Consider the following 14028-nt stretch of genomic DNA (forward strand, 5'->3'; position numbering starts at 1 on the left):
GATGGAAGCGAGTTCTGGGACTTAAGGACAAAGGAAGGGAGGGATGTTGCCTATGGACTTTATATCTATCATATCGAAGCGCCGGGAATTGGTGAAACTATTGGAAAGTTTGCGCTGATTAAATGACCTTTATAGAACAAATTCTTCATAAAACAATACCATATCGGTTCCCTGAAAAAAGTTGTAATCTTTCCGGGGTCAAATGGTTAATACTCTATTTTTCAATACTAACTCTATCAAATCCTGCCTTTAGTCAGTTCGCAATTAATGTTTCAAAGGTAGGGACAACCTCTGCGCCGTTTCTGGAAATTGGCGTCGGGTCCAGAGCCATAGGGATGGGAAGTGCGTTTGTTGCCGTTGCCGATGATGCCACGGCATTATACTGGAATGTTGCAGGATTATCGCGCTTGACACGGAATGAAATGATTTTAATTCACTCCGAATGGATAGCGGACATCAGTTATGATTTCGTGGGAGGCGCTTTTCCTTTGAGTGGTTTTGGAACCATAGGCATCAGCATTACATCTCTGAGCACTGATGAAATGAAAGTAAGGACGGTTGATAAACCTGAAGGGACAGGAGAAAAATTTAGTGTGGGGGATCTGGCGATGGGTGTTGCCTATGCCAAGAATCTTACCGACAGATTCTCAATTGGCCTGAACGTGAAATATATTCGACAGAAAATCTGGCACATGAGTGCTACAGGATTTGCTGCTGACATTGGAACTTTGTTCACTACTCAATTTGCTGGCATGAAAATCGGAATGAGCATATCCAATTTCGGCGGCAAGATGCGGATGCTTGGAAAGGATACATTTGTTAATTATGATTTGGCTCCGACTCAGGAAGGGAGTAATGACCGAATACCTGCCAACTTAAGAACAGACGAATTCCCACTACCCCTCCTTTTCCGTGTTGGATTGGCAATGGATGTTCTTAAATCCAGATCCAATCATTTGACAATTGCGATAGATGCTGCTCACCCCAATGATAATACAGAGTACGTGAACCTGGGGTTGGAATATGCCTTGAATAATTGGTTGTTCTTGAGAGCTGGTTATAAAAATCTTTTTATGCTCGATAACGAAGAAGGCTTAGCTCTGGGAGCAGGATTAAAATACAAAATTAACAGAGCCGTATCGATGAAATTTGACTACGGCTATCAGGACTTTGGAAGGTTGATCAATGCCCAGAGATTATCATTAGCCTTAGAATTCTAAGGGTTACACGGATTCTTCACACTTTCTTCGATTATCTTTTGCTTTTGTTCACCGTTTTTCTATAAACTACGTTTGATGGTACAACCTGCAAAATCGCAGGTACTGGTCAGGGGACTTCTGCAGGGAGATCCTTCGGCACTCATTCATTTCCTTCAATAAATATAAAGCAAGCAGCTCAATTGAGCGAGATTCCAGCCAGACGATCATGGACCTATCCAAATGTTCAGCCATTTCAAGAGCTTAAGAAAAAAGGTGAGCGATTCCGTCTTATGAAAGGCTATTTCATAAAGATGCGAGAATTATCAATAGAGGATTTGTCTGGCGAAGAAGAGGAAAAGCGGACCTGGGATGAATATTGATCTGTTGATGGTGCTTCTCTATTTCGTAGGGATCTTTATTTTCGGAGTGTATAAGAGTGCCAGGCAGAAAAAAGATGCTGAGGCCTACTTCCTCAGCGGCAGAAAGCTGCGCTGGCCCTCCATTGCCATGTCCACAATCGCAACCAATATTCAAGCCGGCCACTTTATCGGCATGGGGGGGGCTGCCTACGCCTACGGTTTGGCACAGGCAAATTTTGAAATTGGCGCCGTCTTCGGTATCCTTTTGGCCGCCTTCTTTTTCGTTCCCCTTTATTTGCGGTTAAAAGTATTCACCCTCGCACAATTCTTTCAGGATAGATTCGGTAGCTTCCTCGCTCTCAGCTATGCAATATTTTCCATTGTTCTGTTTGGAATAATATATCTGGGAGGTGCTCTCTACTGGGGAAGCTTCGCCATCAACGGAATTTTTGGAGAACAATTGAATATACTCCATCCAGATCCCGTAATGAGGCTCTACATCCTTGTGGTTCTTATGGGGCTGTTTTCAGCAGGGTACGTCTATTTCGGTGGACTTGCGGCAGTGGTTCGCACCGACGTGATTCAAATGATTACTTTGCTGGGGGGTTCCTCCATCGTCTTAGTGTTGGCCATAAAAACGCTTGGTGGCCTACCCGAACTGTATAACGTAGACTTATACAGCGGTATTCAGACAGGCAAGGATCACTTGATGCATCTGTTTTTGCCCCTGGATCACGAGAAAATTCCGTGGACGGCGGTGTTTTTTGGGATGCTGTTAATGCATATCCAATACTGGGGAGCAAACCAGGTAATTCTGCAAAGGGCCCTTGCCGCACGCTCTCTCAAGGATGCTCAACTGGGACTGGTCGTTGGTGGTTTCTTGAAGTACTTTGTGGCAGCTCTGATTATTATTCCACCGATTGCCTTGGTCGGTTTTCATGAATCGCTGGAGGATCCCGATCGGGCATACATTGTGTTGGTAAACACATTGCTGGCACCGGGTATCCGTGGTTTTGTTCTCATGGGACTCTTCGCTTCATTGATGAGTACCGTTGATTCCATTATCAATTCGGTAGGCACCATGATTTCCATTGATGTGTATAAACGACTGATTAACAAAAAGGCAACGGACAAACAATTGATCCGAATAGGGAAGAACTCCACCTGGCTGTCTACCATTGCGGGGATTTTGTTCGCATTTGCGCTCATTCATATCAAGCATGGTGGGCTTGATTTTCCCCTCTCTCATCTAACAAACGAGATATCCTACCATATCAAAGCCGGCTTCACAATTTTGATTCTGGCGGCGGTGTTCTGCAGCCACACGCCCAAGAAAATTGTTACAACTGTTTTTATAGCCAGTGCAGGCGTATCGCTTGCTTTCAGATATCTCATATTCCCCGATATGAATTACTTGAACCGAACAGGGTGGGTTATCGTATTGTGTTATGGAATTCTTGCGGCAGTGTCTCATTTCTCACCCGGACAAAAGATAAGGTGGAAGGAACTGATCACTGTTGACTCAAGGATGGTAGGATACTTCGGCATAGTTCTTGCTCTTAGTTTGATTGGACTAAACATAGTTTTTCGCTAGATGGAGAAACGGAACCATGAAGATAAAATTCACTGGAACAGGAGATGGGCGTGGGATACCTGTCATTGGTTGTCAGTGCCGGCTCTGCACGATAGCGAGGAAAGAGGACGGGAGAAATCGCCGCCGGAGAGTATCGGTTATCATATCGGATGAATCGGATAAAATTCTGTTTGATACACCCCCTACCATTGGAGAAGTGTTAAACGAAGAGAAGGTATTCCAACTATCGGCCGTGTTTCTTTCTCACAAACATTATGATCATGTCGGAGGAATCACTGAATTTGAATACTGGCCAGAAAGAATTCCTGTTTATGGAAATATATCGGTCCTTGGGAATTTTGAAATAACAGACAAATTGTATGAAAACTGTGAATTTAATATCCTGCATGAGAAGAAATCCGTCAGAGTCAAAAGTATTAGAATTACCCCTTTCTCCGTTTCCCATAAGGTCCCCACCTTTGGATTGATGTTTAAAGAAGATGAAAAACGGATTGTTCATTTCAATGATAAGGGAGATACACTAAACGACTACGAAAAAAAGCTTGTGAAAGAGTCGGATGTTGTCGTGTTTCATACCGTAGCTTTTGATGGCGGTACGGACCACCTTGATGTCGTAAGAGTGATGAATATTGCAGAAACGCATCCTTCCACCCGCATTGTTATCACTCATATCGGCCATAATAATTTGGCCCATGAAGAACTGGTGGAAAAACTTGCCGCATGTGAGAATATGATTGTCGCCTATGATGGGCTGGAAATTGAAGTTTAGCGTACAAAAGAATAACCGCTTATTCAATTGTCTCGCCATAGAGTCCCTTCCCTGAGAACTCCGGAGTCGTTATAATGACTCAACCGGTAAATTTTGATATAATTATACTGGGGCATTTTGCGAAAGATAAATTGGTTATCGATGGTGTGAAAAAAAATGCTCTGGGTGGAGCCGTTTATTACGGTTCTATGGCTTTATCGAAAATGAATATTTCCACCGGAATTATCACCCTCCTTTCCAGAGAAGACTTTTGCTATCTTGACATTCTTGAAAAGAACGGTGTAAAAGTTTTTGCCCATGAAGCCGATATGACGAGTGGCATTGAAAACATATACCGTTCAGAGAACCTTGATAAGAGGATTTGCAAGCCTCTAGGATTTGCAGGAGAATTCAGGAAGAAACATATACCTGATGTGACAACGAAGGTTTTTCATATCGGACCGATTATGGCGGGCGAAGTTTCCCTCGACCTGATTGACTGGTTAACCTCAAAGTTCGATAAGGTCTCTCTCGACCTTCAGGGAGTCCTACGGGTTAGAGAGGGCAATCAGCTTACCTTTAGCGATTGGTCCGAAAAGGAACGAGGGTTGAAGCGAATCCATACCATAAAAGCGGACTCGGTAGAATCCAAAGTTATTACAGGGGAGAAAGACATTGCCAAAGCGGCCAAGATTATCGCCGGTTGGGGACCGCGGGAAGTGGCCATCACACACAAAGATGGTCTATTGGTTTATGGTGAGGGTGAAATATTCGAAGCTCCTTTTACCCCTCGTGTCTTGAAAGGCCGCACAGGTCGGGGGGATACCTGCATTTCTGCCTATCTGGCGAGGCGGTTAAAAGCATCACCTGAGGAGTCGTGCAGGTTCGCCGCTGCCGTAACTTCCCTAAAATTGGAAAAAGAAGGACCCTTTGATCGAACGGTTGAAGATATCGTGGAGAAGCTAACCGGGCAGGGCAACTGTGAGAACATAATTCCGCAACTACAAGAAAAAAGAGATTAAACAGTGTCAACGATGAAAACAGTAACGTTATTTGCTGATTGGGATTCCAAGCCGGATTTTGAGCTGGGATCAAAAGATATTGAGGGGGAACTGACCTATCTTGGCGGCAAGGTGTGGCGAAATCCTGTTATTAAGGTTGTTGAAAAGGAAATTCCCCAAGTGGGACCTACGGAAGTGTTAATCAAAGTGAAGGCTTGCGGCATTTGTGGTAGCGATGTTCACATGTTTCAAACCGATGAAGATGGATACATCTTCTACCCAGGGCTTACAGCATTCCCGGGTGGGGTCATCTTGCTTCCTTTCTATCCTCTGTAATTTACCCAAAAGTATCACCTTAGCTTTTACAGTAAATCTGTCCGGCTGATTAAAACACTACACATCGCTCAGCTAGGCAAAGCGTGCGACAGTTTCCCGGTCCTCGGCAAATGTGACTGAGACAAAAAGGTAACTGAGAATCAGGAAGAAATAACGGAAGAACATTGTCACCTCAACAGCACCGCCCTTCTGGTCTGAACGAATTGGCGGGTGTGATCATTGGTAGTCTTACCCGTGAAGGATCTGGCAAACATGCGGATAAAGTAGGTTCCACTACTCACTGGCTTGCCGCCATCATCGGTGCCATCCCACATGATTTTCTTGAAACCTGGTTCTTCAATTCCGTTCATCAGAATTTTCACACGCCTCCCCAGAATGTCGTACACGGCCAGCTGCACGTGCGCCGTCCTGGGTAATTCATACGTTATTTCCGTGCCGGGATTGAACGGATTTGGATAATTCTGATACAATACGTAACGATCCGGCAGAAGAACAGGTTCTTTAGCAATGTCAATCGTAGAAACTTGGGCAAGCTGAAGATCGTCAAAATACAACTCCCCGAATAGAGAACTGCCTGGGCTGTACGTAAGCTGGATGCTGTCGATTCTCAGAGTTCCGTCCAGATTCCCATCACCGATCCAGGTACCCGTTCCGTCATTCGTCATATCCCACGAAACCAATCGCCACCCGATCCAGTCTATGGTGTACCAGGGACTCACCTCATGATTGGCCGCGGCGGAATTGGGCACATGGTCATCCACACTGAAACGGAACTGGTTCCCGCTTCCGTCACCAAATACGTAAATCTGCAGGAGGTAACTGCTGTCAAAATTGACATTCCTGGGCGAACCACCGCTCAGATATGTACGAATCAGCCAGGACGTTGAATGAATATCCCAACCATAATCGATCTTCAGAGACAGGGTGCTGCCGGTCAGTAAATTCACCATATCCCCGCTGACGCTCCTGCCGGTACTATCCGTAATGATTCCGGTTGTGCTTCCACTTTGCTGGGGGACCCACCAGTTGCTCGTCGTCCCCGATTCAAAATCGTCAATACTCCGGCTCGAAAAGGTATTCTCTGACGTTCGAAAACTGTAGGCCTCATAGGAAAATGATTCATTACCTGCCAGATCCCGGAGACCGGGATAGACTCGAGTTATGTAGATTTCATCGGGATGAAGCGGTTCTGCCGGGAAAAAAGAGAGAACACTCTGGCTCCCCACAACGTAGTGCTCAAGAATTCCTGATACTGCCGATCGGTCGGAAAATCTCTCCAGTTTGAAGATATCATCGGAAATGGACGATTCATCAAGTTCTTCATCGTAGGTTACACTGACGATGAGATTCAATTCCACGTTTGACGCGTTCAAGGATGGATGGACCGTCAAGATATCCGGAGGATACATGTCCGGGGGACCCGTCCTGAAACTCAATGTGAAATCGTCTCCTCCGGTTCCGTCCCCATTTCCATCGAGGGGATGTCCATAAACATCGAGAGACTTCCCTGAAACCGTGACGGCATAATGTTCCTCGAATTCAAGAGTGTCGGGCTGAAATCGCATCTTTTCACCATCGTCCGACCACAAGAAAGTTCCTTCGGAATGGGGTACGATCGCGAGTGTTGTTTCCACACTGGCATGCTTCATTTCCCGGCTGAATTCAATCACTATGGGATCCCACGCGGGGACGTTGGTGTCCCCTTCGGCGGGCTCGGTTGAAACCACGTGTGGGGGTACCTTCGAGATGAGCTTTGGATCTGCAAAGGTGAAGAACGTGTCCACCACCACCACCTGGACCGTATCGCCGTAAAAGCCGTCCGCCTTCACTGTCAATTCCAGTGTGTCGTCCGGTAGATTCTCCAAAAAGTAAAATCCATTGTGAAGCAGGCCAGGGTCGTTTGCATACTTGTGGAACAGTGATTCAAAGGAGTCTGTGGTGTCTGTCTGACCGTTCAGAGTCACCACCGCTCCATTGACTGGCACACCCGTTTCCAGATCGGAAATGATTCCTGCGCATGTGCCAACGAAAGGCCGGTCAGTTTCATGATACTTCAGTATGGACCAGAAAAAGGTGAGTGCCTCCAGTTCTTTCCATTGCGCATTCATGTTCCGCTGATTTTGCCTGGGACTGGTGTGAAATCCTGCCTCGCTCAGTTCCGAGGGCATGACACTGTTCCTGTTCACGTGAAGATAGGGACCGCCGGACTGTTGACACCAATCGGACCACGTGTAGAAGCTGCAGTCCCCAATCGACCCCCGGGTGGTCGTTCTCATTCCTCTCGTGAGGAGATCCACCATAATATCGCTCATCGCCTGCCCACCTTTGGGCTCCTTTTCATTGCCGTTGTCGTACTGGCCCCAGAGAAGTAACGTACTGTTAGACTGGGGAGAGCCCGCATCGCTGTGAATGGAATGAAACCAGGCGGCAGGCTGGGCTTGGCCAAAGGCGTTATTCGCGTGATCCGTTCTTTGAGAAAGTGATACCTGCTGCTGGTCGTTGGTGCGGGATCTGAATACCGTGTCAATATCCGTCATTGTCGTGAGCAGATTTCGCAGTGCCGAGGCAACTCTCAAATTCTTCTCCGCCTCAGAGTAGCCGTAGATTCCCATGTTCTCCTTCATGCTATGACCCGGATCGAGATAGATATTCCATCCCGACAGACCGGTGACCTGCGCACACAAATAGTGGAACGAAAAAAGCCAGAAAGAAAGTAAGACAACTCTTTTCATTAACGAACTTCCTGAACAAGTATCTTTCCCTCGTTCAGGGTATGATAGGCGATCCATTTTCCATCTGGAGACCAGGTGGGGCTCATCTCCAGTTGCTTCTCGGTTTTGGTGATATTGACCTTCCCTGAGCCATCAGCATTGACCGCATAAATGTCTGAAGAAAGGTATTGATGCCCATCATCCGATGTGATCATGTAGGTAATTCTATCACTACCGGGGGACCAGGAAGGTCGATAACCAATTCCAAGATCGACGGCATTTTTCCCGTCGATGCCGGTCACCCACAGATGCCCTCCCATGATTTCAAACGCAACGCTTTTTCCATCTGGAGAAACCGTCAGGTTCAGTTTTCCTCCCTTCACCGCCTCAAATGCCATTCTCCTCTTTTCCGGGAGTTCATAGATGATGATCTCCTCTTTGTGGGAAGTCACGATTGTCTCGGAAGAGGGAGAAGAAGGATCAGTCGTTTTCTCCTTTCGCTCTGAATCGAACAGGAGAATATCTTTGGAGCCCGCCAAGAAGATCTGTTTCCCATCTCTTGACCAAGAGGGTGCCCCGGTTGGATCCGTTTGAAAGTCAGTCAGAAGGTGTTTCCTTCCGGAATTAACATCAAAGACTGCGACAGCATTGTACCGGCGTCTGTTCTCATACCGGGAGACAATGGAGAGGATCCTGTCACCTGCCGGAGACCATCGGATGGCCAGTCCTGCCGCCGGTTCCTCTGAAATTGGAGTGACATCACCTTCCGGGAACGAAAGGAGATAAATGCCACGGTAGTTCCGCCCCGTAACTGCAAGGGTTGCCCCGTCCGGAGACCACCTGGGAGCGATGAAATAGGTCTCTTCACCTGTCAGTTCCAAGGGAGGACCCTCCACTTCAACCGCGAGTGAACCAGAGAATAACCGGGAAAGCGACAGGAGAAGGATAGGAAATGTGAACTTCATAGGTGGTTCCACAAATTTACGTATAATGAAGACCATTCTCCACGCCAACCAGACACTGGGCAGTGAGGCAGAATATCTTTTATGCGAAAAGCAAAATAGGAAAAAAAGTCGGCCTTAAGATCGTCCCGCCAGTATTCGTGGAGGCGGAGACGCGGATCAGTCCCGACTCGTCGGGATTCAGCCGGAGTTCTTTTGCTACTTTTCTTGCGACCAAGAAAAGTAGCGAAGAACCAACGTTATCACCATAGCTCCCACCATCGGCGGTTAAGCTCATACTCCTTTTCCGAAAGATTGAACCATTTTTTCCTGTCCTTTTCTTACGCAAGAAAAGGACGAAAAGAACCGTCGCTGATGAAATATTCAGTTCGGCTTCAAGAGCGCTTGAGGGGGTCGTTTTAACTCTCCCCGCATTCTGCTGGGATCAAACAGAAAACAACCCTCACCCTCAAGCTCCTTTCAGCCATACATGACTGAATATTTCAAATGCGACAGGAAAACAAGAATACAGCAGGTTTCTTTCTCGGCCTGATTTCTCCGGGCGAAATAGAACCGGAGGCGGTTTCTGTTAAGAAAGAAACCTTGTCTGAGTCCCACCTCGGCTCGAAGGCTGAATATTTCATGTGCGACAAAGAATAGACAAAGAATAAGAGAAATGGCCTTAAAATCGTCCCGCCGGTTTTGGTGGAGGCGGAGTCACGGATCAGAATCCATGACTGTCTGAGACCCGCAGAATGCGGGACGAGTTTCATGAATTCCCGTGGCTCCAGCCGACAAGGGCGGGAGGATTTTTGAGCCAGAGTTCTTTTGCAGTACTTTTCTTGCGATCAAGAAAAGTACGATACAAGGGCACGCTCTAGCTAATCCCGTGACCAGAATATGAGGAGCAATAGACCGAAGTTGCGACAGCAGTGTTCACATTGGATAGTCACCACAACATTTTAAACGCATCGGAACATTGGAAAACATGAGACTGCTGCTTAAACTCCTATTCACCGTCCCTGAAGCCACCCGCGCAGAACGCGGAGTCCACAGTGACCGATCTAATTCAATATCATAGCACCAATCGAGAGTTGGATTCCACAGAAAAGTACCGGGAAGTGTCTTTCATGGAAGCCCTTTTCATGGGACTTGCGCCCGATGGGGGTCTGTTCATGCCAACACGGATTCCCTTTCTGAATATGGATGATCTCAACCGGCTCCGGGGAGAGCCTTACTGGAAAATCGCCCATAAGGCTATTTATCCATTTCTTCGAGGTGAGGTTGATGATCACCTCCTCAGGAAGATGATCGAAGAGATTTACAACTTCGAAGTCCCCTTAGAGCGCATCGATCATAATACCCTGCTGTTGAGACTGGATCGGGGACCCAGCGCATCATTCAAAGATTTCGCTGCCCGGTTTATGGCACGGATCATGTCTCACCTCAGGTCAAGTGGCCGGGAAATCACGGTACTCGTGGCCACGTCAGGAGATACAGGCAGCGCTATCGGTGAGGCGTTCCGGGGGCTTGAAGGTTTTACGGTCTATATCCTTTTTCCGGAACGTGAAGTGAGTCACGTTCAAGCAGTTCAGCTGGAATCAATAGGTAAGAATGTTAAGGCAATATCGATCGCAGGAAAATTCGATGATTGCCAGTCACTCGTGAAGATGGCTTTCGGTGATTCCGATCTGACGCCATTGAACCTCACATCCGCCAACTCAATCAATGTGGGCAGAGTCCTTCCACAAATTGCCTACTACGTCTACGCCTGCGTCAACGCGTCTTCGGATCTTCAGCCCGTCGTTTTCTCGATACCATCCGGAAATTTTGGAAACTCCCTCGGGTGCGAGTTCGCCAGAAGGATGGGACTTCCCATTGAGAGGATTATCATCGGTGTTAACGAAAACGACGAGTTTCCCAGATTTCTCGAATCCGGTAACTACGAAAAGATTGATCCCTCCCGGGTCTGTTTGTCCAACTCCATGAATGTGGGAAATCCCAGCAACCTGGCGCGATACTTCGACCTTTACGGAGGAATTCTCACGAAAGAAGGAAAAGTGGAGCGCCCACCCGACCTGGTAGAAATGAGAAAACACCTCTTTTCCACCTCTGTCAATGACGCCGAAACCGTTGCACTCATCAAACAGATGTATGAAGATAAGGGCATGTTAATAGAACCGCACGGCGCCGTCGGACTGGCCGCCCTGAATCGCTACAGGGAAACAAGAGAATCCAGCCTCGCCATCTGTGTTGAGACGGCTCATCCCGGCAAGTTTCCGGAAACTCTGGAGGATTTGCTGCAGATGGTCATCCAGCTTCCCGTTGCTTTGAAAAGGCTTGAGAAACGGGAGAGGGAGGTGGAACATCTGGATAATGATTTCCGACAATTGAAGACGTTTCTTATGGAGAAGGCATAACGTGGAATGGATAGAAATCTTTGCCCCCGCCACAATTGCAAACCTGGGACCCGGCTTCGACGTCCTCGGCATGGCCGTCAGAGGATGGGGAGACACAGTGGTCGCCAGAAAAATTGATTCAGGCATAGTCATCAGCCATATTGAGCCGGATCTGGACCTGACTTCCGATCCTGATGAAAACACGGCCGGTATCGCGGCTCGTGAAGTTCTGACATTACTCAAGGATCCGGGGGGACTCGAATTCCACATCAAAAAGGGTCTCCCTCTCGGTTCGGGACTCGGTTCAAGTGCCGCTTCCGCCGCGGCAGGGGCGTTTGCGGCGAACTTCCTGTATGGCAACACGCTTACAAAGGAGGAACTGATACTGCCTGCCACGAAAGCGGAAGAAAAGGTATCAGGATTTCATGCAGACAATACTGCCCCTTCCCTTCTGGGAGGGGCAGTACTCATCCGGTCCACCAGACCTCTGGACGTTTCACATATCGGGACCATTGAGAATCTCAAGATCATTCTGGTTACTCCGGACGTTGTCATCCTGACACGACATGCCAGGGAAATTCTTCCCCACGACGTACCTCTGGAGCTCTTCGTGAGAAACGCTGCCAACGCCGCCGCGGTGACCGCGGCATTCGCCAGAAATGATTACGAGCTTCTGGTACGGGGATTAAAGGATCTGGTTGTGGAACCGGTGAGATGCCAGCTCATACGGGGATTTGATGACGTGAAAGCAAAGGCCTTTGCGGCGGGGGCGGATGCCGTCTGTATATCCGGGTCAGGCCCCACCCTTTTTGCCGTAACCAATCAATCCGGGAAGAGACCTGAAAAGATTCGCCAAGCCATGGCGAGGGCATTCGGAAAAATCGATATTCGGTCGAAAAGTATTGTTACGGAGATGGATCTCGAAGGAACACGACTCATTTAGCCTGACCTGTCAGCCACAAAGGCTCTCCGCAGGATCCAGTGGAAAAGACACCAAGTATCTATATAGTAAAGGACTGTGTAAATGGAGACTCTCAAAACTTGTCCACCAAAGATCCCCACGGGTCGGGACCAGTAAGTTATTAATACCAAAAATTTTGTGCCTTTGTGTCTTCGCGGCAATCATTTCACGTTAAAACGAGAGGTTTACAGAATAGACAGAAATTCATTCCAATCCGCGACTCAGTCAACCCCTTTTCGCCAGATTATTTTAGGCCGTTTTGTTGTCTCTGTAAAGAAGAGGTGTGAAGAAGCAGAAAAGACGAGTGGATGATGAACGCCTGTATCAAGGAAAGAGATCGCGAAGAACTCGCCTGTAGGTACGGTAAGCCTCATCCAGAAAACAGACAAAAGTGATCTTTTCCATCCATGCGTGTTCGTCGAGAGACTTCACTGTTTCCGTCACGGCTATTTCTGCCGCCTCGTCCATGGGGAAGCGGTAGGCCCCGGTACTGATGGCTGGAAAGGCCATCGTCCTGACCCCGAATTCTTCCGAAAGCTTGAAACAGGATCGATAGCAGCTCGCCAGCAGATCCGGTTCACCCCGTTTGCCGCCATGCCAGATTGGACCCACCGTGTGGATGACCCATTTCGCAGGAAGGTTGTATCCTCTCGTAATCTTCGCCTCACCAGTTCGACACCCTCCTAAAGTCTTGCACTCTTCCAGAAGTTCAGGACCTGCTGCCCGGTGAATGGCACCGTCCACTCCCCCTCCGCCCAGCAGAGTCTGGTTTGCCGCATTAATGATAGCGTCGACTTCGACTTTCGTAATATCCCCCTGCATGACTTCAATTCTGTTAATCTTTTCACCCATCGTCCTATTCAAGCCTTACATTTACGGCACTGTCTCCCTTTACGTCAAACATGACGTCAAACTTCACGCGTTGCCCCCTCCGCAGTCCCCTGTTTCGGAGGTTCGCCCCCAATCCATTCACATGGACAAAGTAGTCCTCGTCGTCATTTCCTGTGATAAATCCATACCCCTTGTCGCGATCGTATTCTTTGACCGTTCCCCGTTTCATCCTGACACCTCCGTCAAACTTCGCCAGTCAAGAATCCCACAACGTCAGGCAGCAAGTCAAGCACCGGAACACCGCAGGTCTCCAGTTTTTCCCTATTATGATGTCCTGCTGGGATCAGTACACAATCTGCACCGATAGCCTCTGCCACTTCGTGATCGTGGACTGTATCTCCCACGAGAAGCACCTCATGAGCTCCGCAGTGCATCTCATTTATCCACCGCTTGCCGCTCTCAGTCTTGCCGTGGGCATAGTGGTTGTCCTGTCCAATCACCTTCAAGAAAAACTGACGCACGCCAAGATCTTGCGTAAGTTCGTCCAGGGTCTCCTGCTTGTATGCTGACAGAAGAGACTGGGTGATACCAAGTTCAGCCACCGCTGCCAGAGTTCTTTTCGCGTCAAGCCGCAGTCTCGCTTCATGTCTCCGCTTCTCGTACCCCACAATGAACTCGGTTCCAGAGACTTCGAAGGATTCCCTGGCAAAGTCAAATCCGAGCCGTCTGTAGTACTCCTTGACAGGAAAGTCGAACACTTCCCGATACTTCTCAGAGGTTAAAAGAGGCATCTCTCTGCGGCCCAGGACTGCATTCATGACTTCCACGCAAAGCCAGGCGTCGTCCAGAAGAGTTCCGTTCCAGTCCCAGATAATGTGCTGATACTTTTTAGCTGCCACGGATTACCCATTGAGTTTAATAATGTGTATTCACCCTTCACAGTCTAAA

General features: G+C 48.1%; 11 protein-coding genes and 1 pseudogene. 7 read left to right on the forward strand and 5 right to left on the reverse strand.

Annotation, left to right across the window (positions count from 1 at the left end):
• Positions 1 to 122: 122 nt before the first annotated feature.
• The 5 genes and pseudogenes from V3U24_07415 to V3U24_07435 all read left to right on the forward strand — a co-directional run bounded on the left by V3U24_07415 (position 123) and on the right by V3U24_07435 (position 5201).
• Positions 123 to 1220, forward strand: a complete 1098-nt coding sequence (locus V3U24_07415) for a PorV/PorQ family protein (GenBank protein ID MEE9167270.1) — start codon at positions 123 to 125, stop codon at positions 1218 to 1220.
• Between the two features lie 348 nt (positions 1221 to 1568).
• A complete protein-coding gene (locus V3U24_07420) occupies positions 1569 to 3152 on the forward strand; it encodes a sodium/solute symporter (GenBank protein ID MEE9167271.1) in 1584 nt (527 codons plus the stop codon).
• A gap of 16 nt (positions 3153 to 3168) precedes the next feature.
• Positions 3169 to 3921, forward strand: a complete 753-nt coding sequence (locus V3U24_07425) for an MBL fold metallo-hydrolase (protein ID MEE9167272.1) — start codon at positions 3169 to 3171, stop codon at positions 3919 to 3921.
• A 74-nt stretch (positions 3922 to 3995) separates the two neighbouring features.
• The gene (locus V3U24_07430; protein MEE9167273.1) at positions 3996 to 4922 is read left to right on the forward strand and encodes a PfkB family carbohydrate kinase; all 927 of its coding nucleotides are present in this window, start codon (positions 3996 to 3998) and stop codon (positions 4920 to 4922) included.
• Between the two features lie 12 nt (positions 4923 to 4934).
• Positions 4935 to 5201 (forward strand): annotated as a pseudogene (locus tag V3U24_07435) (alcohol dehydrogenase catalytic domain-containing protein).
• A gap of 203 nt (positions 5202 to 5404) precedes the next feature.
• Here the strand turns inward: V3U24_07435 and V3U24_07440 are convergent.
• Both V3U24_07440 and V3U24_07445 read right to left on the reverse strand, forming a co-directional pair.
• Positions 5405 to 7969, reverse strand: a complete 2565-nt coding sequence (locus V3U24_07440) for an Ig-like domain-containing protein (GenBank protein ID MEE9167274.1) — start codon at positions 7967 to 7969, stop codon at positions 5405 to 5407.
• Positions 7969 to 8913: a hypothetical protein gene (locus V3U24_07445; GenBank protein MEE9167275.1), complete on the reverse strand. Its 945-nt coding sequence runs from the start codon at positions 8911 to 8913 to the stop codon at positions 7969 to 7971. Before V3U24_07445 ends, V3U24_07440 begins: the two co-directional genes overlap by 1 nt.
• 1031 nt (positions 8914 to 9944) lie before the next feature.
• Between V3U24_07445 and thrC the strand changes: the two genes are divergently transcribed.
• Together thrC and V3U24_07455 are read left to right on the forward strand one after the other, a co-directional pair.
• The gene (thrC, locus tag V3U24_07450) at positions 9945 to 11309 is read left to right on the forward strand and encodes a threonine synthase (protein ID MEE9167276.1); all 1365 of its coding nucleotides are present in this window, start codon (positions 9945 to 9947) and stop codon (positions 11307 to 11309) included.
• A 1-nt stretch (position 11310) separates the two neighbouring features.
• Positions 11311 to 12231 carry a homoserine kinase gene (locus V3U24_07455; protein MEE9167277.1) on the forward strand — a complete coding sequence of 307 codons (921 nt, stop codon included), beginning with the start codon at positions 11311 to 11313 and terminating at the stop codon, positions 12229 to 12231.
• A 342-nt stretch (positions 12232 to 12573) separates the two neighbouring features.
• Here V3U24_07455 and V3U24_07460 read toward each other — a convergent pair whose 3' ends face one another.
• Genes V3U24_07460 through V3U24_07470 form a run of 3 tightly spaced genes read right to left on the reverse strand, consistent with a single transcriptional unit; the run spans position 12574 to position 13979 of the window.
• Entirely contained in the window at positions 12574 to 13101 is a 528-nt protein-coding gene (locus V3U24_07460; protein ID MEE9167278.1) for an O-acetyl-ADP-ribose deacetylase, read from the reverse strand.
• Positions 13102 to 13105: 4 nt separating this feature from the next.
• The gene (locus V3U24_07465) at positions 13106 to 13309 is read right to left on the reverse strand and encodes a cold shock domain-containing protein (GenBank protein ID MEE9167279.1); all 204 of its coding nucleotides are present in this window, start codon (positions 13307 to 13309) and stop codon (positions 13106 to 13108) included.
• A 13-nt stretch (positions 13310 to 13322) separates the two neighbouring features.
• Complete coding sequence (locus V3U24_07470) at positions 13323 to 13979, reverse strand: HAD hydrolase-like protein (protein ID MEE9167280.1); 657 nt, start codon at positions 13977 to 13979, stop codon at positions 13323 to 13325.
• Positions 13980 to 14028: the final 49 nt, after the last annotated feature.

Source organism: Candidatus Neomarinimicrobiota bacterium (genome assembly GCA_036476315.1).
Classification (GTDB): Bacteria; Fidelibacterota; Marinisomatia; order Marinisomatales; family S15-B10; genus JAZGBI01.

Coding starts and splice junctions, on each gene's coding strand:
- V3U24_07415 (MEE9167270.1), top strand. CDS start 123: ATGACCTTTATAGAACAAATTCTTCATAAAACAATACCATATCGGTTC.
- V3U24_07420 (MEE9167271.1), top strand. CDS start 1,569: ATGAATATTGATCTGTTGATGGTGCTTCTCTATTTCGTAGGGATCTTT.
- V3U24_07425 (MEE9167272.1), top strand. CDS start 3,169: ATGAAGATAAAATTCACTGGAACAGGAGATGGGCGTGGGATACCTGTC.
- V3U24_07430 (MEE9167273.1), top strand. CDS start 3,996: ATGACTCAACCGGTAAATTTTGATATAATTATACTGGGGCATTTTGCG.
- V3U24_07440 (MEE9167274.1), bottom strand. CDS start 7,969: ATGAAAAGAGTTGTCTTACTTTCTTTCTGGCTTTTTTCGTTCCACTAT.
- V3U24_07445 (MEE9167275.1), bottom strand. CDS start 8,913: ATGAAGTTCACATTTCCTATCCTTCTCCTGTCGCTTTCCCGGTTATTC.
- V3U24_07460 (MEE9167278.1), bottom strand. CDS start 13,101: ATGGGTGAAAAGATTAACAGAATTGAAGTCATGCAGGGGGATATTACG.
- V3U24_07465 (MEE9167279.1), bottom strand. CDS start 13,309: ATGAAACGGGGAACGGTCAAAGAATACGATCGCGACAAGGGGTATGGA.